The sequence below is a fragment of the Enterobacter sp. Cy-643 genome (assembly GCF_011752815.1).
Taxonomy (GTDB): Bacteria; Pseudomonadota; Gammaproteobacteria; order Enterobacterales; family Enterobacteriaceae; genus Cedecea.
Window position 1 is genome coordinate 143,300 of sequence record NZ_VWWV01000006.1, and the last position, 20,394, is coordinate 163,693.

At 56.5% G+C, this 20,394-nt stretch carries 19 protein-coding genes; 4 read left to right on the forward strand and 15 right to left on the reverse strand.

The annotated features are described in order from the left end of the window. Positions 1-25 precede the first annotated feature (25 nt). From F3J29_RS19475 to fimA, 4 genes are all read right to left on the reverse strand, one after another. Positions 26-2,620: a fimbrial biogenesis usher protein gene (locus F3J29_RS19475; RefSeq protein WP_166868581.1), complete on the reverse strand. Its 2,595-nt coding sequence runs from the start codon at positions 2,618-2,620 to the stop codon at positions 26-28. A gap of 31 nt (positions 2,621-2,651) precedes the next feature. After that, positions 2,652-3,347: a type 1 fimbria chaperone FimC gene (fimC, locus tag F3J29_RS19480; RefSeq protein WP_166868650.1), complete on the reverse strand. Its 696-nt coding sequence runs from the start codon at positions 3,345-3,347 to the stop codon at positions 2,652-2,654. Between the two features lie 44 nt (positions 3,348-3,391). Further along, positions 3,392-3,937 (reverse strand): type 1 fimbrial protein subunit FimI, encoded by a 546-nt coding sequence (gene fimI / locus F3J29_RS19485; RefSeq protein WP_008460884.1) that lies wholly within the window; start codon positions 3,935-3,937, stop codon positions 3,392-3,394. 78 nt (positions 3,938-4,015) lie between these two features. After that, positions 4,016-4,570 carry a type 1 fimbrial major subunit FimA gene (gene fimA, locus F3J29_RS19490; protein ID WP_039298013.1) on the reverse strand — a complete coding sequence of 185 codons (555 nt, stop codon included), beginning with the start codon at positions 4,568-4,570 and terminating at the stop codon, positions 4,016-4,018. 588 nt (positions 4,571-5,158) lie between these two features. On the opposite strand from fimA, the gene nepI reads away from it, so the two are divergent. After that, complete coding sequence (gene nepI / locus F3J29_RS19495; protein ID WP_166868582.1) at positions 5,159-6,340, forward strand: purine ribonucleoside efflux pump NepI; 1,182 nt, start codon at positions 5,159-5,161, stop codon at positions 6,338-6,340. A gap of 42 nt (positions 6,341-6,382) precedes the next feature. Here the strand turns inward: nepI and tauD are convergent, their stop codons facing one another. The 8 genes from tauD to F3J29_RS19535 form a co-directional block, all read right to left on the reverse strand. After that, the gene (gene tauD, locus F3J29_RS19500) at positions 6,383-7,231 is read right to left on the reverse strand and encodes a taurine dioxygenase (RefSeq protein ID WP_166868585.1); all 849 of its coding nucleotides are present in this window, start codon (positions 7,229-7,231) and stop codon (positions 6,383-6,385) included. Continuing rightward, the gene (gene tauC / locus F3J29_RS19505) at positions 7,228-8,055 is read right to left on the reverse strand and encodes a taurine ABC transporter permease TauC (RefSeq protein ID WP_166868587.1); all 828 of its coding nucleotides are present in this window, start codon (positions 8,053-8,055) and stop codon (positions 7,228-7,230) included. The genes tauD and tauC overlap by 4 nt, the downstream gene beginning before the upstream one ends. Continuing rightward, the gene (gene tauB, locus F3J29_RS19510; protein WP_166868589.1) at positions 8,052-8,819 is read right to left on the reverse strand and encodes a taurine ABC transporter ATP-binding subunit; all 768 of its coding nucleotides are present in this window, start codon (positions 8,817-8,819) and stop codon (positions 8,052-8,054) included. Before tauB ends, tauC begins: the two co-directional genes overlap by 4 nt. A 15-nt stretch (positions 8,820-8,834) precedes the next feature. Next, positions 8,835-9,809 (reverse strand): taurine ABC transporter substrate-binding protein, encoded by a 975-nt coding sequence (gene tauA / locus F3J29_RS19515; RefSeq protein ID WP_166868591.1) that lies wholly within the window; start codon positions 9,807-9,809, stop codon positions 8,835-8,837. Between the two features lie 174 nt (positions 9,810-9,983). Beyond that, entirely contained in the window at positions 9,984-11,435 is a 1,452-nt protein-coding gene (gene murP / locus F3J29_RS19520; protein ID WP_166868593.1) for a PTS N-acetylmuramic acid transporter subunit IIBC, read from the reverse strand. Between the two features lie 2 nt (positions 11,436-11,437). Continuing rightward, positions 11,438-12,346 carry an N-acetylmuramic acid 6-phosphate etherase gene (gene murQ / locus F3J29_RS19525; RefSeq protein WP_166868594.1) on the reverse strand — a complete coding sequence of 303 codons (909 nt, stop codon included), beginning with the start codon at positions 12,344-12,346 and terminating at the stop codon, positions 11,438-11,440. A 153-nt stretch (positions 12,347-12,499) separates the two neighbouring features. Continuing rightward, positions 12,500-13,690 carry a cystathionine beta-lyase gene (gene metC / locus F3J29_RS19530; RefSeq protein ID WP_166868596.1) on the reverse strand — a complete coding sequence of 397 codons (1,191 nt, stop codon included), beginning with the start codon at positions 13,688-13,690 and terminating at the stop codon, positions 12,500-12,502. Between the two features lie 42 nt (positions 13,691-13,732). After that, positions 13,733-14,977, reverse strand: a complete 1,245-nt coding sequence (locus tag F3J29_RS19535; protein ID WP_166868597.1) for a dicarboxylate/amino acid:cation symporter — start codon at positions 14,975-14,977, stop codon at positions 13,733-13,735. A gap of 225 nt (positions 14,978-15,202) precedes the next feature. On the opposite strand from F3J29_RS19535, the gene F3J29_RS19540 reads away from it, so the two are divergent. After that, positions 15,203-16,126 carry a LysR family transcriptional regulator gene (locus F3J29_RS19540; RefSeq protein WP_166868599.1) on the forward strand — a complete coding sequence of 308 codons (924 nt, stop codon included), beginning with the start codon at positions 15,203-15,205 and terminating at the stop codon, positions 16,124-16,126. 207 nt (positions 16,127-16,333) lie between these two features. Continuing rightward, entirely contained in the window at positions 16,334-16,591 is a 258-nt protein-coding gene (locus tag F3J29_RS19545) for a YjhX family toxin (RefSeq protein ID WP_166868601.1), read from the forward strand. Positions 16,592-16,823: 232 nt separating this feature from the next. On the opposite strand, the gene F3J29_RS19550 is transcribed toward F3J29_RS19545, so the two are convergent. Both F3J29_RS19550 and F3J29_RS19555 read right to left on the reverse strand, forming a co-directional pair. Next, a complete protein-coding gene (locus F3J29_RS19550) occupies positions 16,824-17,024 on the reverse strand; it encodes a glycogen synthesis protein GlgS (protein ID WP_205246855.1) in 201 nt (66 codons plus the stop codon). 120 nt (positions 17,025-17,144) lie between these two features. After that, the gene (locus tag F3J29_RS19555) at positions 17,145-18,332 is read right to left on the reverse strand and encodes an MFS transporter (RefSeq protein ID WP_166868604.1); all 1,188 of its coding nucleotides are present in this window, start codon (positions 18,330-18,332) and stop codon (positions 17,145-17,147) included. A gap of 138 nt (positions 18,333-18,470) precedes the next feature. Here F3J29_RS19555 and F3J29_RS19560 point away from each other — a divergent pair, with 138 nt between their 5' ends. Next, positions 18,471-19,124: an ArsR/SmtB family transcription factor gene (locus tag F3J29_RS19560; RefSeq protein WP_166868606.1), complete on the forward strand. Its 654-nt coding sequence runs from the start codon at positions 18,471-18,473 to the stop codon at positions 19,122-19,124. Here F3J29_RS19560 and F3J29_RS19565 read toward each other — a convergent pair. Then, entirely contained in the window at positions 19,121-20,389 is a 1,269-nt protein-coding gene (locus tag F3J29_RS19565) for an anthrax toxin-like adenylyl cyclase domain-containing protein (protein ID WP_166868608.1), read from the reverse strand. The two genes, F3J29_RS19560 and F3J29_RS19565, sit on opposite strands and share 4 nt — an antisense overlap. Positions 20,390-20,394: the final 5 nt, after the last annotated feature.

Genomic DNA, 20,394 nt, shown 5'->3' on the forward strand with positions numbered 1-20,394 from the left:
TCATCTTCCTGAATCTCTCCGCACGCTATGAACAGGTGGCGGTTGCCATGACGACAGCCTGCTTCAGGCTCTCTTCCGGCAGGGAGTAGCTGGCGCGACACTGGGAACCCTTCCCGTCGCCCCACTGGATCAGCAATTTGCCTTTCAGCGGCAGGCCGCTGAGGTAAATCTGCCCGTCGTCACCGGCCATGCTGGTCACACCGCTTTGCTCTTCCCGCACCACGGAACCAAACGGCACCGGGCGGTCGCCGCGTTTAACGGTGAGGATGGCGCGTACGCCAATTCGGGCATCGAAGGTGGCGCGGACCAGGGCACCCTCCGTCGGCACTACGCTGCTGACGTTATTTTCAATGTCGGTGTGGTTGTCCATTGTGTTGGTGTCGAGCGCTACGCGGTTGTAGCGGTAAACCGTGGCATACGGCATAACGGCATAGCCACGCCAGTCGGTTTTCACCCCGGTCTGGTTTTCAATGCTGACGCCGGAAGCGCCCGGCGCTTTAATCAACACGTTGGTGTCGCCCAGCGGCTGGCTGAAGGTCACCCCGTCCGCATGGCCGACCACGCCGCCGGAAGCCTGCCAGTTGAAGTCATGCTGGTTGCGGTCATAGTTGTAGCCCAGACCAAGCGTGCCGTACGTGGCCTGCCAGTTGGCAGTGGCGCTGCCGGAATAGCCGTTATTGCTGGTATGTCCCTGACTCACGCTGTAGTTCAGGTTGCGACCTTCCAGCAGCGTGCCGCCGACCCCGGATTGCCAGCTGTTTTTACCGTCAGAACTGCGGCTTGTGGCCAGCGTGGCGTAGGCACGATCCAGCGCCGTATCGCGCGAATAACCGTGCCCAAGCAGCGTGCTAAACGGAATCGAAAGGTTGAAGGCGACAATCCGGTTGGTGTCTGCCAGGCCGAGCGACTTACTCCACGACCAGGAGAGCGAGTAGCTGATCCCGCGCCAGCCGCTGGAATAGCCCAGCTGATACCAGGTGTTGTCCTGATCGGTTCCCCAGTAAGTTTGCTGGCTACCGGAAACATAGACCGAGCCGTAATCCCCCAGAGACTGGGAGATATTGACCTGAAATCGGCCCTTTTTGTTGTAGCGCAGGTTGTGATAGCTGGTCGCCACCAGCTCCTGCCGGTTGCTGTCATTGTTTTGCCACTCGTACTGGTAGCCTTCCATATTCCGGTAGGCCACATCATCCAGGGTGTAAAAACCGCGCGTAGAGTAGCGATAGCCCAGCAGCTGGAAGTTGGTCCCGTAGCCGCTCAGGGATTTAGCATACAGAAAGCGCAGCGACTGCCCCTGATGATCGCTGTCATCCGCCAGCTTGCTGCGCGCATGGGTAAGATCGAGCGAAATCGCCCCCCAGTCGCCGAGGTTTTTCCCGGCACCTAAGGCAACGGCGGTGTAGCGTTCTGCCAGCTGCGTCCCGCCATAGGCGGTGTAGCCGTTCGGCAGACCGGCAATCAGCGTGCCCTGAGTAAAGAACGGCTTATCCTGCTGGTTATTCCCGCTGCGGAAATCCCCCATCACCACGTCATATTTAAACCGGCCTTCACGCTGCAGCATCGGCACGGTGGAATAAGGCACGGTGTACTTCTGCACAGAGCCGTCTTTCTCCTCTACCGTTACCTCTAAGTCACCGCTTGAAGACGTCGGGTTAAGGTCGCTGATGGCAAACGCGCCCGGAGAGACATAGCTCTGATAAATCACGTAGCCGTTCTGACGGACAACAATCTTGGCGTTGGTGCGGGCAATCCCGCGCACGGTTGGCGCGTAGCCCTGCAGGCTGTCCGGGTACATGCTGTCGGAAGAATACAGGCGCGCCCCGCGAAATCCGAGGCTGTCGAACACATCGCTGCCGGTGTTGCTGTCGCCCATGACCAGCTCGCCCTTGAGCGGAATAATCGTGCGCTGCAGCGTCGTGCTGATATTCTGCCACTGGTTCTGGTGGTGGCCATCGCCGCTGGTGTAGTTCCAGGCCCCGTTATTGCGCAGGCGCCACGGGCCCAGATTCAGGCCGCTTTGCAGGTTCAGATAGTAGCTGTCGTTGTAAGTGCCGCGGTTGCCGGTGAAGGTGTAGTTCAGCAGCGCCGCAGGGATCCCTTCATCCCACTGATCCGGGGGAATGTAACCGCGGGCGCTGTTGATTAAAGAGGCCTGAGGCAGGCTAATATCCAGTCGCAGACGCGAAAAGTCATAGCTCATTTCAGCGCCTGGCACGGCCGTTGTCACGGGGACGCACTCCCCGGACTTATATTTCGCCAGCTCAGGATACGCCAGCATATTCAGCCCGAGCCGCTTGAGCCAGTCGACGTCGAGGCAGGCCGTCAGCCCGCCGGACTTCACGGCTTCAGAAGCAGGGACTTTCGATTCCGTCGCCGTAAAATGCACGTCTTCGGTGGCAACAAATTCATCGTTGCGCCAGATATCCACGCGATAAACGCCCGGCGGCTGGCTGCTGCCTTTTTCGAAGCGAGACAGATCCGCCACCGCCGCGGTATCGTCCGACAAAAATGCCGGGTTGAAATAGCTCTCAGCGGCAGCGAACGCGGGCCAAAATGAGGCCACAATGGTCGCCGCCAGCGGCGCTAGCGTAAACACTTTACGCGAGACTGATCTCTTCATGATTTACCTGCTTCCCTTTGCCCGCCTGGCGTTACTGCATGACACCCGCTTGTGCTTTAGTCACCGCGCCGTAGTCGTTCACGGTCTGGAAGCTCACTGCCCCCTGAACGCCGGATGGAACGGCAACCTGTACGCTATTTTTTGGCGCCACCATGGTGTTAGGCAGTTTTTCACTGCCCATTTTCAGGTTGACCAGCGAAACGTAGTAAGGTGAAGGGTTGCTGATCTTCAGGTACTGGCCGTTGCGCGCGAAGCGGATCTCTTTCAGCGCGTCTTCCGGCTGCATCTGCAGATTTTTAGGGCGCACGAACAGCTTGATGCGGGAAAGCACGGCGAGCTGAAGGACGTTTTTACCCTCAACGCTGTTTTTATCCACGGAAGGAATGGCCTTCACGTTCATCCAGAAAATAGACTCGCGATCCGTCGGTAATGCCGGCCCGGCATAGATAATACGCAGCGTGTTTTCGCTTTTTGGCTCACTGACAAACAGCGGCGGCGTAACCACAAAACTTTTCTCTTTCTGGCCGAGATCGTTCTCGATCCAGGAGTTCACCAGGAAGCGCTCTTTCGGATCGCTGTTGGTGATGGCCAGCGAAGTTTGTTTCGCGTCGGCCGGATAAATAACGCGCGTAGCGCCCAGGGCAATACCGCCCGCAGCCTGCGCATTAAACGTCATCATCATTAAAGAGAGCATCAGTGCCGAAACGGCTTTATATAATTTGTTCATCACGACAGGTACCATCAAAATAGCCAGAATGGAAAAGCAGAGGTTCAGGGATAAACCAGCGTGAACCAGACGTCAGAGCGAATATTTCCGGGCGACATATGCTTAGAAACCGCGCGATAACGGGCAGTAAAATGAAAACTCATTTCCTGCGTGGTTATTTCCGAATAAGACGCCGGTTCACTATTGGGAATAATCAGCTGCTGCTGTTGATCGAATAATGCGAGGCCAATGCCGCTGCTGGCGTCATTGCCACTTACGCTGGACGTGGCCAAAAAGACCAGAGGATCTTCCGCCGGAGTAGATCCCTGAAACGCGATGCCCACATGGTCATAAACCTCCGGGCGACAGTCCGTCAGCCGAAGGGTAAAAGGGATGCTGGGCGGCGCGTAGCTGCCAACATCTTTAAATACGTTGCTCGGGTACTGGCCCATTTGCACAGTCATTTCCTGGCTTTCAGGCGCGACGGCGCAGGCGCCGTTGACCAGCTCACCCTGCATATGTACTTCCCCACCGTGGATAACCACAATGCGCTTTGCCTGAACGGGATTCACCGCAGCCAGCATAGCCAGTAGCAGGATTTTCCTTATCATCATCGTCCTCTCTGGACTCGCGTCGGACAAGCCTCATCCGTGAGGCTGAATCATCCCTGTGCTCTCAGCCGTGGCTGATTATTCGTATTTCATAACGAAAGTTGCGTCCGCGTTCGCAGCACCGGCAGTCGCGGTGGCAGCGGTTGCTTTATAGCGAGCGGTGAACGGAATGGTGTTCTCACCGTCGTTCAGAGTCTGAGCGGTAGAGAAGGTAGAACCGTTCGGAGACAGGGTCTTAGAGGTACGATCCAGGATCTCGATACCTACGCCTTTCGCGGTGGTTGCGTTTCCGCCGGAGTTCACCGCCAGCAGCGTTGGGTCGGTCGCATCAGTCTGGCCGGTGAAAGCGACAGAAGCGGTAGCCGCCACGGTGCTATCGCAATCGGTCAGGACGATGTTGAATGGGATCTGGGAAGAAGTATCGCCCACTTTGGTGAAAGCAGCGGTACGGTACTGGCCCAGTTTAACGATCTGGCCGTCGGACTGAGTGCTTACCGCACAAGCGGCGTTAACCAGTTCGCCCTGGAAGTGTACGGTTCCGCCATTAACGGTAACAGGATCTGCTGCGTTAGCGGCGCTGCTGACCAGAGCAACGGTTGCGATCAGAGAAGAGGCGATTTTGCTTAATTTCATGGGTATTCCTTCATATATAAAACGCACATCGGAGTTATGCATCCTTCATGACTCCGTTTGAATCATCATCGGTCTTAAATGACCGCATAACGCATTCCCCACATCCTGTGGGAATTCCTTAGAATGCTCAGTGGTTTCATTAGAATTAAAGACAAACGTTTCCCCAGCACATTATTTAATGCGCCGTATAAAGTTATCCTTAATAATTCAAGATGAAATTTTTATATATTCGCGATGGGCTACGAAGTATGGCTAAATTAAGCTAAATTTTATTTAAGTAATAGATACCAATTCTTTATGTTGCATAAGCGTAGTCTTAATAACGCCTAAGAAATGACCAGGTAAACCTTTCGGGAAAATGATTCTAAAGAGATAAAAGCCTAGTTAATTTAGGGGGTTATATTATTCTCTTAGCCCCAGAAAATTGTTCTTTTTTTGTTAAATTTGTTTATTTTTTGTTTGATTCAGATAAAGGGCTCTTGAACGCCCGCCGCGCAATACTGAGTGAAGTTGCCAAAAGGTTAAAGACGTTGCGCAAGCGGTGATACACTGGAAGGCTTGCCCCAAACTTTGACCCAGGACTTCAGGATGAATGAAACCGCCCCCCACGCCATTCCGGCAACCTCGGTAACCCGCCCCAACTGGTCGGCAGTCTTTGCCATCGCGTTTTGCGTGGCCTGCCTGATTACCGTTGAATTTTTGCCGGTTAGCCTGCTGACGCCGATGGCGCAGGAACTGAATATCTCCGAAGGCCTTGCTGGGCAGTCGGTCACTGTCACCGCCTTTGTGGCGATGTTTGCCAGCCTGTTTATCACCAACCTGATAGGATCGACCGATCGCCGCCGCGTGGTGCTGCTTTTTGCCATCCTGCTCACGGCCTCCTGCCTGCTGGTCTCATTCGCGGGGAACTTCTCTCTGCTGCTGCTTGGTCGCGCCTGCCTCGGGCTGGCGCTGGGCGGCTTCTGGGCCATGTCGGCCTCGCTGACCATGCGCCTCGTTCCCGCGCGCACGGTACCTAAGGCGCTGTCCGTTATCTTCGGCGCCGTCTCGATAGCCTTAGTGATTGCCGCCCCGCTGGGCAGCTTCCTCGGCGGGATTATCGGCTGGCGCAACGTCTTTAACGCCGCCGCCCTGATGGGTGTCGCCTGTATTATCTGGGTCTGGAAAGCGCTGCCTTCTCTGCCGGGCGAAGCGGCGCACCAGAAGCAAAACATGTTTGGCCTGCTCAAACGCCCGGGCGTGCTGGCGGGTATGCTGGCTATTTTTATGGCGTTCGCCGGGCAATTCTCGTTCTTTACCTATATCCGCCCGGTTTATATGACCCTGGCGGGCTTTGACGTGGACGGCCTGACGCTGGTGCTGCTGAGCTTCGGTATCGCCAGCTTCGTTGGCACCTCCCTTTCTGCCCCGATCCTGAAACGGTCGCTCAAGCTGGCCCTGGCCTGCGCGCCCTTAATTCTCGCTATCAGCGCGGCGGTACTGGTGCTTTGGGGGGCGAACAAAGCCGTGGCGTCAGTAATTGCCATTGTCTGGGGGCTGGCCTTTGCCCTCGTACCGGTCGGCTGGTCAACGTGGATCACCCGCTCGCTGGCGGATCAGGCGGAAAAAGCCGGGTCGATTCAGGTGGCCGTGATCCAGCTGGCCAACACCTGCGGAGCGGCGATAGGCGGCCTCGCGCTGGATAACCTCGGCCTGCTGGCCCCGCTTATCTTGTCCGGCAGCCTGATGCTGCTGACAGCGGTGCTGGTAACGGTGAAGGTTCGGGCCTAAAAACAGGTATAAAAAGCGCCCATCATTGGGCGCTTTTTTCTGTCAGCCGCGCCAGAAAGGCTTATCCCCGAGGATTGTCGCGCGATGCATGATGCGGCGGGCCGGGAGATAATCGGCGTTGGCGTAATGCTGCGTGACGCGGTTGTCCCAGATGGCAATATCGTTTTGCTGCCAGCGCCAGCGCACCTGGAACTCCGGTTTAGTGATGTGGGCAAACAGGAAACCCAGCAGCGTCTCGCTCTCTTTCTCCGTCAGGTTAACAATGCGCGTGGTAAAGCCTTCGTTGACGAACAGCGCCTGCCTACCGCTAACCGGATGAGTACGAATCACCGGATGGCGCAGCGGCGGGTTCTTCGCCACGGCTTCGCGCCAGCGCTGGTGTTCCACTTCATTATGAGCGTACTTGTACTCCTGGAACGATTTACGGAAATCGTGCTCGGCCTCCAGCCCGGACAACAGCTTTTTAAACGGTTCCGACAGCGCCTCGTAAGCGGCAATCCCGCTGGTCCACAGCGTATCACCCCCGGTTTCCGGCAGCTGCTTCGCCGCCAGAATCGCCCCGGCTGGCGGCGTTTCAATAAAGGTCACGTCGGTGTGCCAGTTGTCGTTATCCGGCGGATTATCGTTGTGGGTATCCAGCACGATAATTTCTTCCACGCCTTCGGCATGGGGGTAAATCGGGTGAATATGCAGGTCGCCGAAGCGCAGAGCGAGCGCACGCTGCTGTTCAGGCGTGATTTCCTGTTCGCGGAAGAACAGTACCTGATGGCGGATCAGCGCGTGGTAAATCTGCTCGAACTGGTTGTCGCTCAGGGCGCGCGTTAAATCCACGCCGTCAATCTGCGCCCCGATGTACGGCCCCAATGGCTTAATGTTCACTTTTTCACTCATTGCCCTTCTCCATGCCACGGGGTCAGGCGGCGCTGTAGCGCCCGCAGCCCCAGTTCTAAACAAAATGCGATGACGGCAATGACGCCGATCCCCGCCAGCACCACGTCGGTCGCCAGAAACTCACCTGCGGACTGCACCATAAAGCCCAGCCCGCGCGTGGCGGCGATCAGCTCTGCGGCCACCAGCGTGGACCAGCCCACGCCCAGCCCAATGCGAAATCCGGTCAGAATTTCCGGTAGCGCGCCCGGCAAAATCACATGCCAGATAACCTGCCAGCGAGACGCGCCGAGTGCCTGAGCGGCACGAATGCGTACCTGCTTCGCGCTGCGCACGCCCGCCATGGTGGACATGGCCACCGGCGCAAAAATCGCGAGATAAATCAGCAGGATTTTAGATGTCTCGCCGATACCGAACCAAATTACCATCAGCGGTAAATAGGCCAGCGGTGGCACCGGGCGGTAAAGCTCGATCAACGGATCAAGAATGCCGCGCACGGTGGGATTCAGCCCCATTGCAATGCCCACCGGGATGCCTATCAGCACCGCAGCGGCAAGCGCGGTAAGAATGCGCCCCAGGCTCGCGGCCAGATGCTGCCACAGCGTGGCGTCCATAAAGCCCTGCGGCCCGGCGATAGTGATAAGCTTCGCCAGCACCTGCCCCGGCGGCGGCAAAAACAGCGGGCTTATCCAGTGCTGCGCCGCCACCCACCACCAAAGCAGTACCAATACGATCAGCGTGGTTGCGCTCAGGGTGAGCTGACGCGAAAGCGGCCAGCGCCAGGCTAATCTGCGACGCACGGGTTTGTCCTGAATCACTACGCTCATAAGAACCCCTCCCGCTGCTCGAACACTCGGCTCAGCACATATTCACGTTTGGCGATAAATTCCGGGTCAGACTTGATGCTGCGGCAAGGCTCTCCGGCGGCAAAGCGGCGGCCAAAATCAAGCGGGAGCCGTTCCAGTACGCGGCCCGGGCCAGGTGACAGCAAGACAAGTTCCGTCGCCAGAAAGACGGCTTCTTCAATATCGTGGGTGATCAGCAGCACCTGGCGGCGACTTTCGTGCCACAGTTTCAGCAACAGGGTCTGCATCTGCTCGCGGGTAAAGGCATCCAGCGCGCCGAAGGGTTCGTCCAGCAGCAAAAGCTGCGGCTTCGTCGCCAGCGCCCGGGCAATGCCCACCCGCTGCCGCTGCCCGCCCGAAAGCTGCCAGATAGCGTTTTTCGCCTTATCTTCCAGCCCAACCTTGCGCAGCATGTCGAGCGCTGTCTCTTCCCGCTCGGGCTTAGCCTGCCCGGCAAGCTGCAGCCCGAAGGCCACGTTATGCAGCACCGAGCGCCAGGGCAGCAGCCCTTCGTTCTGAAAAACAACCCCACGCTCGGCGCCGGGACCTGCAACTGTTTTTCCCTGCAGCGTAATGCTGCCGGAGCAATAAGGAACGAAACCGGCGATCAGGTTAAGCAGCGTAGTTTTACCGCAGCCGGAAGGCCCGAGCACCACCAGCAGCTCGCCCTCGTCCACCGTCAGATTAATGTCATCGAGTACCGGCTTGCCGCCGTACTCCGCGCTGAGATGTGAAACCTGTAGCATCGCCGTGTCTCCTGTTTACTGCGCCAGCGGCTTCACGAAGCGGTCGGTCACAAACTGGCTATAATCGGTGGCGACCGCCGGCACTTTGCCCTGCTCTTTCAGGAAGTGCGCGGTGTCCACGATAGCTTTATTCACCGGGCCGCTAAGCTGTTCAACCTGCTGCTTTGCCGTCAGGTAGGTATTGCCCTTCACCAGCCCCGGCACATCGCTTTCCGGCACGCCGCTCAGGCGCGAAAGCTTGCTCAGGTTATCCGGCTTTTGAAGCCAGCCGTCCGGGTTGTCGAGGTAGCCTTTCTGAGCCGCAACGGCGCTGCGGGCGAAAGCGGTGACCACCTCAGGGTGTTTTTCAGCAAAGTCTTTACGCACGACCCAGACGTCGAGCGTTGGGGAGCCCCACTGGCCCACCTGCGCCGAATCCGTGAGCACATTGCCGTCTTTTTCCAGCTCGTTCACCGCCGGAGCCCAAACGTAGGCGGCGTCGATATCCCCGCGCTGCCAGGCGGCGATGATTGCCGGAGGCTGAAGATTAAGGATTTGCACCTGGTCCGGCTTGATGCCCCAATGTTTGAGGGATGCCAGCAGGCTGTAATGGGTAGTGGAAATAAACGGCACGGCGATGCGTTTGCCGATCAAGTCCTGCGGTGATTTGATGCCTTTTTTGACCACCAGCGCTTCGGAGTTACCCAGCTGGGAGGCCAGCAGGAAAACTTCTATCGGCACGTTCTGGCTGGCAGCAACGGCCAGCGGGCTGGAGCCAATATTGCCGATTTGCACATCGCCCGAGGCCAGCGCCCGCACCACGCTCGCGCCGCTGTCGAACTTACGCCATTCCACTTTCGCCCCGCTGTCTTTGGCAAACGCGTCATCCGCTTGCGCAACTTTGGCGGGTTCGGCGGAGGTTTGGTACGCCACGGTGACGTCCACCGCGTGGGCCTGAACCGCAATAAGGGCCAGTGCAACCAGCCAGAGTGAGTGTCGTTTTGCTGCCATGATTCTGCTCCTGTCTCGGGGGAGAAAGCAGTATTTCCAACGGCAACGATTCCATAAAAGAATAAAAAATTATCGCTAATGCTTTTCCGTCCTTAGAAAAAAAGCGGGAAAGATTAGCCACCGGGTGGGAATAACGCCGCCCGCAGAGGGCGGGCGGGCAAGAGTCATATTAACTTAAGTCAAATCAACGTTTTTACTGCCGAAGCACCAGGTCATGATAAACCCGGCCACATAGGCAATAACAATCCCGGCAACGTAAACCGCCATTCCGGCGAAGATCCCCTGGTGGGAAGTCATCAACGGAATCGACACCAAACCCGACGGCCCAAACACCGTATTCAGCCCGACGGGCAGCCCCATCCAGGCCACCAGCCCGATAAAGAACCCGCCGATCCCACCGCCGATACAGGCGGTGATAAACGGCTTCAGGCGCGGCAGCGTCACGCCGTAAATCAGCGGCTCGCCAATACCCAGCAGGCCAGGAATAATCGCGCCTTTGATTTGCGTACGCAGGACCGAACCTTTCGGCGAACGGGCAAACAGGGCCAGCGCCGCCCCAACCTGCCCCGCACCGGCCATCGCCAGAATCGGGAACAGCGAGTTAAAGCCCTGAGCATCCATCAGCGCGAAGTAGACCGGGACAAATCCCTGGTGGATACCAAACACCACGGCGATCAGGAACAGTCCGGCCAGAATCGCCGTGCCGAACGGGTTACCGTTCAGGTGCATAAACAGCCAGGACATGCCTTTGAACAGCTCGCCGCCGATGGGCATGATCGCCACGAAGGTAATCGCCCCGGCGATCAATAAGGTAATTGTCGAGGTAAGGATCATATCCAGATTGTCCGGGATCATCCGCCGAACCTGACGTTCGATCCACGCCCCGAGCATACAGGCCAGCAGTACGCCAATGATGTTGCCGCGCGGGTCAATAGCCAGCCCAAAGAAGGTATCCATCCCGGCGTAATAGCCCACTTTCCCTTCCGGCACGTAGCGCAGAATAAACAGCGAGGCGATGATCGCCCCGTTTACGCCGGTGCCGCCGAAAGCTTTCTGGGTGTTGAAGCCAATCAGAATACTCAGGAAGGTAAACAGCCCGATGCTGAACACCTTCATATAGGCAATAAGCTGGGTCAGCCAGGCCGCAGGAGTTGTGCCTTCTACCACCAGCGTTTGCTGAAGCAGCGTGGCAATCCCGAGCAGCAGCCCGGCGGCGATAAAGCCCGGGATCAGCGGCGTGAAAATGGTGGCAAATTTAGTGAGGAAGTTATGCACAGCGCTGTTCTGCTTCGCCTTCATCTGCTGTTTATTCTGGCTGGCGAGCACGGCTAAATCCGCGCTTTCGTCACTCTCCGGCTCGCTTAAGCCCTCCTGCCTGAGCATCGAATTCATCAGCTCGCTGGCGGTTTGCGCTTTGCCGGGGCCGAGAATAATTTGCAGCTGGTCGTCGCCGTTGACCACGCCCATCACGCCGGGAATTTTCTTCAGGTCGTCGTGCTGAACGAGGTCTCTGTTTTTGAGCGTCAGCCTGAGGCGCGTCATGCAGTTGCCGCAGACAAGAATATTGCCTCTGCCGCCCGTCAGGCGCAGGATGTCTTCTATCATCGAACCGGTGATTTTCGCCATAGCTACCCGTTTAACCCCCGCAATGCTTCACGTATAAAGCCTTGTTTTTTGGCCAGCAGATCGCTTGCCTCTTCGGCTGACAGGCCGCTCAGCAGCATGAAGATCGCCGTTTTACAGTGGCGGTGACAGGCGCTCAGCGCGGCTTCGGCCTGCTCCGGACTGCATTCGGTCGCCGCCACCACGATATTGACCTGGCGCTGGATCAGCTTGGCATTGGTCGCTTCCACATCCACCATCAGGTTGCCGTAGACTTTGCCGCTGCGGATCATCGACCCGGTGGTGATCATATTCAGGATCAGCTTTTGCGCGGTCCCGGCTTTCATGCGCGAAGAGCCGGTAACGATTTCCGGGCCGACGACCGGTTCAATGGCGATATCCGCCGCCAGGCTCATTTCGCTGCCCGGGTTACAGGAGATCGCGGCCACGGTGGCCCCCACGCTTTTTGCATAGGCCATCGCGCCCAGCACGTAAGGCGTACGCCCGCTGGCGGCAATCCCCACCAGCACATCACGCGCGCTGAAGTTCAGGTTACGCAGATCCTGCTCGCCCATTTGCCGGTTGTCTTCGGCGTTTTCTACCGCCTGCAGAATGGCAGGATGCCCGCCGGCAATCAGCCCGACGACCTGCTCACGCGGCGTGCCGAATGTTGGCGGGCACTCACTTGCATCCAGAATGCCCAGACGACCGGACGTTCCCGCGCCGCTATAAATCAGCCTGCCGCCCTGAGCGAAAGCAGCGACTACTTTATCGACAACCTGAGCGACCTGTGGCAGCGTGGCCTCCACCGCCAGCGGCACCTGCTTGTCTTCGTTATTGATAACTTTAAGCATCTCTAAGGTTGGCAGCGTGTCGATTTCCGCGCTGGCCGGATTGCGGCCTTCGGTGACCAGTTTGGTTAAGTTAATTTTCATCGGGACATCCGTTATGTGTGTTCTGTTGTGCATAGTATGGAATATTTTATTCCATGTGCGTGAACATAATCACGAATATTTTATTCCACGACAAAGGGAATAGCAGAATAACTCAGGCGAGAAAGCCGCCCTTATGGGCGGCAAAAGAGGGAATCAGGCGATGCGGGTAAAACCGGCTTCCAGGTCGGCAATCAGTTCTTCAACGTTTTCCAGGCCAATATGGACTCGCACCAGCGTGCCGCTGAAATCCACCTTACCTGCCGGACGAATGTCGTTCAGCTCTTCCGGCTGGTTGGCCAGGATCAGTGACTCAAACCCGCCCCAGGAATACGCCATATGGAACAGCGTAAAATTATCCAGGTAACCCGCAAGCTGCTCGTCCGTCAGGCGCTGTTTTAGCACAAAGGAGAACAGGCCGGAGCTGCCGGAAAAGTCGCGTTCGAAGAACGCATGCCCCGGACATTCAGCCAGCGCGGGATGGTTAACTCGTTCCACCAGCGGATGAGCCGACAGCCAGCGGGCAATCGCGAGGCTGCTTTCCTCATGCTGCTTCAACCTGACTCCCAGCGTGCGCAGGCCACGAGCGGCCATATATGCCGTATCGGCATCCAGCGTCTGGCCCATCAGGTACGAGTTTTCACGCAGGCGATCCCAGCAGCGCGCGTTGGCAACCGCCGTCCCCAGCATGCCGTCCGAATGGCCGATGGTGTATTTGGTCCCGGCCTGAATCGAGATATCCACGCCATAATCCAGCGCCCGGAACAGCACTCCGGCGGCCCACGTGTTGTCCAGCATGACAACAATTTCAGGGTTAACGGCGCGAATCGCCTTGATCATACCGGGCACGTCCTGAACCTCCATGGTAATTGAGCCCGGAGATTCAAGGAAAACGACGCGGGTATTGGGCTGGATAAGTTCAGCGATCCCGGCGCCAATCAGCGGATCGTAATACGTTGTTGTGACGTTGAATTTGCTCAGGATCTTGTTGCAGAAATCCTGAGTTGGCTCGTAGGCCGCGCCGGTCATCAGGATATGATCTCCGCCGCTGACAAAAGCCAGAATCGCATTGGTGACCGCCGCCGCGCCGCACGGATAAAGCGAGCACCCGGCGCCGCCTTCTAACTCCGTCATCGCCTTCTGGAAGGAAAAATGCGTCAGCGTGCCTCTGCGGCCATAGAACAGCTCGCCGTTTGCCCGGTTTGCAGTGGCAAATTTTTTGGCTGTCACGCTGTCAAATACCAGCGAGGACGCACGCTGGATGACCGCATTTACCGCCCCCTGGGTGTAGCGTTTTTCACGCCCGGCGACGACCAGCTGAGTTTCAAGATGACTTTTCTGTTTCATAAAATTCTCCCGTTATTTCCTGATTCATTCCATTCAGAGGGCTTAGCCAGCAACGCTGTTTGCGGCCAGCGGAGCGCTGGTTTCCGGTTCACCGCGCTTCTTTCCGGCGAAGCGTTCCACGATTTGCGCCGCATTAAGATCGTGGATCACGTTGATAAGCGTGGCCGGTGCATCGGTAATGGTGCCAAGCACCACCAGCAGCGGGATGGCTTCCATTGGCAACCCCAGCGTCGTAACGATAAAGATTTCCCCGAGGAACGCGCCGCCCGGCACGCCACCAACGATGATCGCCGACAGCACGGCAATCAGCATCGCGAGGAAGAAGGTTTCGCTGGTAAACGGCAGGCCAAGAACCGAATAGATAAAGACGATTTTCAACGCGGCAATCATCGCCACGCCGCCTTTATTGAGGTTCACCAGCAGCGGAATCGAGACATCGACAATTTCAGGGTTGATGCCCATTGCCTTGCCCGCACGCAGCGTAACCGGCAGAGTACCGAGCGAAGAGCAGGTGCCCAGCGCGGTCGCGGAAGGTTCAATCGCGTGTTTCCAGAACGCTTTTACTGCCGGAAGCCCGCCGCCAATCCACGAATAGAAAATGGAGCCCAGCACGTAATAGATAAGCGTTGCGGCCATAAATAACCCGATGGCCCGGGCGAAGGTCATCAGCAGCGAAGCATCCTGGCTCGCCATGGTTGCAGCGAAGTAGCAGCCCAGGCCGACAGGTGCCACCTTCATGATAATCGAGACAATTTTCATGATAACGGTGTTGGCATCCTGCAGCAGAGCGGCGATACGTTTGCCCGCATCCGCCGACTGACCAATCGCCACGCCGGCGATAATCGCAATCACGATCAGCGCCAGAATGTTCGACTTGGAGAACAGACCGACAAAGTCGCTGGTGGTCACCATGCTGACAAAATCCATCTCCCCCGAGCCGCCTTTCACCGAATGGGAAAGATCGATGGTCACCCCCTGGGCCGGGTTGTACCAAAGCGCCAGCAGCACAATGCCTGCGGCGGGAATAAGCGCCATGGCGATGGAAACAATAAAAATAACCACCATGATGCGCCCCAATCTTTTAAGGTCGGTCATACCGGCAATAGAAGACATCACGCTGACGCCGACCAGCGGCACAATAATCATAAACAACAGGTTGAGGAATATTTGACCGACTGGCTGTAATTTAATGGCGTAAGTCGGGGCATAAATACCCAGCAGGCCGCCGACAATAAGCGCAAATAAAAGAGCAAAGGATGATTTGTAGGGTTCGAGGCGTGTCCACATAAAGGATACCTTCTCAATAAAAGTAATAATAACTGGGACGAAAATCACAATTATCAGCTGCTGTAATTAAATCCCCGGAATTTTGTGATTCAAATCACGAATGATGTATAAAATTCATTTTCTAACTTCTTTATTTACTACATCGCAATAGTTACACTTTTAAAATTCGATTGGTATGGGGAATTAATACCGTTTTCGCAAATCACTTGTGAATAAAAGGAAAAAATGAGCGCGCCAATTTCACTCAAGCATCTCGAGGTATTCGTCAAAATTATTGATTGCGGCGGGCTGTCAGAAGCGGCAGCGCAGCTCAGCGTGTCACCTTCGGCGGTGAGCAAGAGCCTGGCGGCGCTGGAGGATTTGCTGGGCACTACGCTTATCAAAAGAACAACCCGCAGCATTACGCTGACCGATGCCGGGCAATATTTGTTTAACCGCGCTAATAAGTTAATTAAAGAATTCGACGACACGCTAAATACCACATCAAGCTATTACAACAATCCGCAGGGTGAATTACGCATCACCTGCTCTATTGCGTTTGGCTACGCCAGGCTGGTCAACCTTGTTGATAAATATCGAGCAAACTTTCCCGATGTGAATCTTTATATAGACCTCAACGATAACTTTATTAATCTTAATGAATCCGACTTCGATATCGCCCTGCGAATATCCACCTCTCCGCCGCAAAATTACGCCATGCGCAAACTGGCCCCCGTACGCTGGGCTTACTGCGCCACCGCAGGCTATCTCAGCAAGAAAGGGATGCCGGGCAAACGCACGGATCTGGTCACGCACGACTGCCTGGTTTACCCTGGGTTAACGCCGCAGATAAAAACGACCGATGAGCATGAACGGCAGCACCTGCTAAAAATGCGCACGCCAATCCAGGCCAACAGTAGCCTGGTCCTGCTTAAATCGGTGCTGGAAAACCAGGGCGTTGCCTACCTGCCTACCTACCTGATTGGCGACCATATTCAAAAGGACGAGCTAACTCCGCTGCTGCTGGACGGCATCATCACCTACGACACCCACGCGCTGTACGCCCTTTATTTCCCGAGCAAATACAGCAACCCGAAGGTCCGCTCGTTTATTGATTTCCTGGTGGGGGAGCTTTCGCCGCAGCCGGCATGGGATAACTGGATCCCTTGATTATTCCCCTTTAGTTTTTATGTGTTATTATTCGCCCGTTTCCTCAACCAAAGTCACTCAGAGGCCTGATGCTGGAGAATGTCATCATCCGATAATCAGTTTCCCGCCCACCAAAGGACGGACTGATTATCACTGCGCTTAATCCGTATGCGAACACACGCGTTGTGTTGGCACGTTTAGCACATGATGATGAAAAGGTTTTTCAGCATGAATTTATCCCGTCAGGAACAGCGTACCCTCCACGTTTTAGCGAAAGGGGGACGAATCGTTCACACTCGCGACCAGTCAGGCCGCGTCACCGCCGTTGAATGTTATTCCCGCGAAGGGTTGCTGTTGAGCGACTGCACGCTGGCCGTGTTCAAAAAACTCAGGACCAAGAAGCTGATTAAATCCAGCAACGGGCAACCGTACCGGATCAACACCAGCGGGCTGAACAACGTTCGCGCCCAGCCGGATAACAGGTAATTGACGAAAGCCTGGATGAAACTGGCGTTTTGAAGGGCTGAAACAAATAACGGGCCACCCGGCCCGTTGAGACTGATGACAAACCTCATGCGGATAAAATTCTGCAATCTGTCGCCAGAAAAATAAACTGGAAAATCAATGCATTGATTTTCGGCTACTCACCACAAAGAAGGAAAAACCACGCTTTTTCCTTCTTTGTCAGCAACCTGAACGGGCCACCCGGCCCGTTATTTCAGTGCTCGAGCTCGGCGGCCCGGGATTCCTCTTCGCAATACTGGTTAAAACGTTCGCAGAACCACATTTTTTGCTCGCGGCTCATGTTGCCGGTCACGGCCTGGAGATTCACCTGCTGCCCCGAAGCCTGCATACGCGCGAAGCTACGCGCCAGAAAATCAAAATTCTTTACTGCCCGTAGGTCTCTGTTCATCAGCATATCCCTCTGTGAGTTAACTTTTGGGTAAGTCATATGCTTCTGTTTTCAGTATCGACCCGATGACGATTGTTTTTTGAACAATGAATGCGGTTTTTGGCAAAAGGAGCGGAACGCCAGTTGTCAGCCCCCGGAAACAGAACGCTGACGCAGCCCCTGCCACAGCAAAACAATCGCCGACAAAGCCAGCCACGGCAGGAGCAGCTCGTTAAGTTTTTCCCAGCCAAGCCACTCGAGTAATGCCCCGGCGCTTAAAGAACAGCTCAGGCCAACAATAAAGATAGTCATATCGTTAACCGCCTGCGCAACGCCCTTTTCCGTTGCAGAAAAGGTGGTGGTTAGCAGGGCAGTCCCGCCGATATAAAGGAAGTTCCACCCCAGACCAACGAAGATCAGCGCGCTGGCAAACGAGGTGAAGCTCGTTCCCGTCAGCGCCAGCAGAATATGGCAGCCAAATAGCGCCACACCGGACAGCATCACGCGGATACTGCCGAAGCGGGCAATCAGTTTGCCGGTAATGAAAGAGGGGAGAAACATCGCCAAAACATGCAGTTGAATAACGCTGGAGGTTTGCGCCAGCGAATGGTGGTGGTGCAACATCGCCAGAGGCGTAGCCGTCATCGCCAGAATCATGATGCCGTACCCGGTTGCCGCGCTAAAAAGCGCCGTCAGATAAGCAGGCTGCCTGATAACCGTCCTCCAGGGCCGCGCCGGGGCATAATTAGCGGCGGCTTCCCGGCTCGCGGGAGCGGAAAGACGGGCAAGCAAAAGCACCGCCACAGAGGAGATCCCGGCCAAAATAATGAAGGATCCCAGATAGCGTGGGGTCATGAGATCGCTGCCGAATCGGGCAAGGAATGGTCCCGCCAGCGCCGCCACAATTCCACCCGTCATAACCAGTGAAATGGCCTTTGGCCGGAAGGCATCGCTGGCCACTTCGCTGGCGGCGAAACGATAGAACTGAGCAAAAGATTGATACACCCCCACCAGCAGTGTGCCAACGCACAGCAGAAGAAATGAGGCAGACATAATCCCTAAACCCGCTATCACACCGCCAGTTACCCCCGCAGCAGCTCCGGCCATAAACCCTGTTTTTCGTCCCACTCTGGCCATCCACAGCGAAGCGGGAAAGGTCGTCAGCGCGGTACCGAGGAACATCGCGGCGATAGGCGCCGTCGCAAGCCCTGGTGAAGGCGCCAGCCGCCCACCCGCCAGGCCGCCAATTGTCATCACCAACACTGAGACGGTTTGAAAAATTGCCTGGGCACCCACCAAAAGGAGCACCTGGCGGTACATGTTTTTATATGACATCGGATTTATCCCGTATAACATTGAGCTGGTTACCGACGAAAAACCTTTCTCTTCAGGTGGGATTTTTCGTCCTATTGCGCTATCATTTAAACATTCAATTGAATGATTGAATGTTGCTGTTAACGAGGTGAAGAGTCAATGAGCCAGCCGGAAAAATTTTTGTATTCGCACCTCGGCGAACTGGCGAGGTTGCTGGGCAATGGCGCGAGGATTGAAATTCTGGAGCATCTTGCCGGAGGAGAACTGTCCGTTGATATGCTGTCCGGACTGACGGGCATGTCCACGGCCAGCACCTCGCAACACCTGCAAAACCTTCGAAAGGGCAACTTTGTGACCTCCCGGCGCGACGGTAAACATATCATTTATCGGCTGGCTGACGGCCCGGTAAGAAGCGTGATTGCCAGCCTTCGCTGCTTTGCTGAATACCACAGCGAGGCTATTCGCAGCATTGCTGCCGACTACCAAAATGCCAGTGAGAGACTGGAACCGGTTGGCCGGGATGAGTTGTTAAGTCGCCTGGAATCCGGCGCCGTGACGCTGCTGGACGTCAGGCCAGAGGATGAATTTGGCGATGGTCATCTTCCGGGAGCCCTGAATATTCCACTCAAGGAGCTGGAAGCACGCCTGGCCGAACTGCCCAAAGATAAAGAAATTGTCGCCTACTGCCGGGGCGCGCACTGTATTCTTTCCGTCGAAGCAGTCGAGTATCTTCGTCGCAAAGGCTACAAGATACGCCGCTTTGATGCCGGGTACCCGGAATGGGTGGCTGCAGGTCTGGAGACTGAGGCTTAGCGCTGCCGCACCGGCTTTGTAAGCTGCGCCGCCTCCAGCGTTAACCTTGCGGCAGCGAATCTGTCGCTACGCACGGCAAGGATCTCCTTTTCCCACAGCGGATTCAGCGGAACGTGGTAGCCCGCGTTCTTGGCCTGCAGCACCAGCTCCGCGAGATCGTCTTTATTTTCAATGATGCACAAAGGCGCGAAGCGCCCGATTTTACGCGGCAGCGCGAACGTCGCCGGGTAATTGCTCTCCGGATCGGTGACCGGGTTGGCGCTGTCCGTGGCGTGATGTACCACTTTTTCTCCGTTCCCCACCAGCGCCTGGTTCAGCACGCCAATCATCCGGCGGGCGCGCTCGCTCGTGTTGCCTGTTTCGTTATCGCTCTTGCGGTAGAAGCTTGCCGGGTTGTCATAGTCCCCGCGCAGCGCCTGGTGCTCAGGCAGCGTGCGGTAATTTTCCAGCCGCTGACGAAATACCTGATGGGACACATCCGGCACCTGCAAATTATCCTCAGGCCCTAATTCGCTAACGTGCGGGGCGATGACCAGCAGATCGTAATCCGCGGTGAAGGGCCGGGCTTCTGTATTCGGGGCAAGCACCTGGAGCGGCACGCCCTGATGGGAAATTTGATACCGCGCTTCTCCGCTGCCCGGCAGGCGCCGGGCCTCAAACGCATAGCGCTCCCCGCCTGGCCCGCTGGCTCTGAGATGACTCACGCCGCCGGCGTTCTCCGGCGACAACTTGTCGATAAGCCCCTGCTCAAACAGGCCGTGCAGGCGGCTTTGGGAAACTTCCAGCGGCACGGCTGCGGCATGCCCTTCGGCAATGCAGGCCTGCGTTTGCAGGTTAAACTTCGCGATTCGCTCGGGCGAGGCATTCTCCAGCTTGCTGAACCGCTGCTCCACGCAGATAAACCCCGCCTGCGGCCCCCACGAGGCGCTTTTCCCCTTGATGTGAAATCCTTTGGTCGGATGCCCGGCCTCTATCAGCGCCGTCGCCAGCTTGTCTACCGGCCTGACGCCAATGATGCAGTTTTGCTCCGAGGCAACTCTCTGAAGCGGGATAAGATGCGCTGGCACGATGCCGGTTTTGTCTTTGATTTGCGAGACGAGCCGTGGGAGATCCGTGCCGGGCGTTTGACTCGCTACGGCCAGGTGACGTTCTGGAGGGCGGTACGCCGCTGGGGTGGATTCAACTTTCATTTTTACGGCCAGACTCCCGGCGATAAACAACAGGCCATTGAGGCTGCGACCGGGAAAAGGCGGCCGGGGCAGCATCGCAC

Excerpts from the sequence above, each read along its gene's own strand:
- F3J29_RS19475 (WP_166868581.1), bottom strand. The coding sequence starts at position 2,620 with ATGAAGAGATCAGTCTCGCGTAAAGTGTTTACGCTAGCGCCGCTGGCG.
- fimC (WP_166868650.1), bottom strand. The coding sequence starts at position 3,347 with ATGAACAAATTATATAAAGCCGTTTCGGCACTGATGCTCTCTTTAATG.
- fimI (WP_008460884.1), bottom strand. The coding sequence starts at position 3,937 with ATGATAAGGAAAATCCTGCTACTGGCTATGCTGGCTGCGGTGAATCCC.
- fimA (WP_039298013.1), bottom strand. The coding sequence starts at position 4,570 with ATGAAATTAAGCAAAATCGCCTCTTCTCTGATCGCAACCGTTGCTCTG.
- nepI (WP_166868582.1), top strand. The coding sequence starts at position 5,159 with ATGAATGAAACCGCCCCCCACGCCATTCCGGCAACCTCGGTAACCCGC.
- tauD (WP_166868585.1), bottom strand. The coding sequence starts at position 7,231 with ATGAGTGAAAAAGTGAACATTAAGCCATTGGGGCCGTACATCGGGGCG.
- tauC (WP_166868587.1), bottom strand. The coding sequence starts at position 8,055 with ATGAGCGTAGTGATTCAGGACAAACCCGTGCGTCGCAGATTAGCCTGG.
- tauB (WP_166868589.1), bottom strand. The coding sequence starts at position 8,819 with ATGCTACAGGTTTCACATCTCAGCGCGGAGTACGGCGGCAAGCCGGTA.
- tauA (WP_166868591.1), bottom strand. The coding sequence starts at position 9,809 with ATGGCAGCAAAACGACACTCACTCTGGCTGGTTGCACTGGCCCTTATT.
- murP (WP_166868593.1), bottom strand. The coding sequence starts at position 11,435 with ATGGCGAAAATCACCGGTTCGATGATAGAAGACATCCTGCGCCTGACG.
- murQ (WP_166868594.1), bottom strand. The coding sequence starts at position 12,346 with ATGAAAATTAACTTAACCAAACTGGTCACCGAAGGCCGCAATCCGGCC.
- metC (WP_166868596.1), bottom strand. The coding sequence starts at position 13,690 with ATGAAACAGAAAAGTCATCTTGAAACTCAGCTGGTCGTCGCCGGGCGT.
- F3J29_RS19535 (WP_166868597.1), bottom strand. The coding sequence starts at position 14,977 with ATGTGGACACGCCTCGAACCCTACAAATCATCCTTTGCTCTTTTATTT.
- F3J29_RS19540 (WP_166868599.1), top strand. The coding sequence starts at position 15,203 with ATGAGCGCGCCAATTTCACTCAAGCATCTCGAGGTATTCGTCAAAATT.
- F3J29_RS19545 (WP_166868601.1), top strand. The coding sequence starts at position 16,334 with ATGAATTTATCCCGTCAGGAACAGCGTACCCTCCACGTTTTAGCGAAA.
- F3J29_RS19550 (WP_205246855.1), bottom strand. The coding sequence starts at position 17,024 with ATGCTGATGAACAGAGACCTACGGGCAGTAAAGAATTTTGATTTTCTG.
- F3J29_RS19555 (WP_166868604.1), bottom strand. The coding sequence starts at position 18,332 with ATGTCATATAAAAACATGTACCGCCAGGTGCTCCTTTTGGTGGGTGCC.
- F3J29_RS19560 (WP_166868606.1), top strand. The coding sequence starts at position 18,471 with ATGAGCCAGCCGGAAAAATTTTTGTATTCGCACCTCGGCGAACTGGCG.
- F3J29_RS19565 (WP_166868608.1), bottom strand. The coding sequence starts at position 20,389 with ATGCTGCCCCGGCCGCCTTTTCCCGGTCGCAGCCTCAATGGCCTGTTG.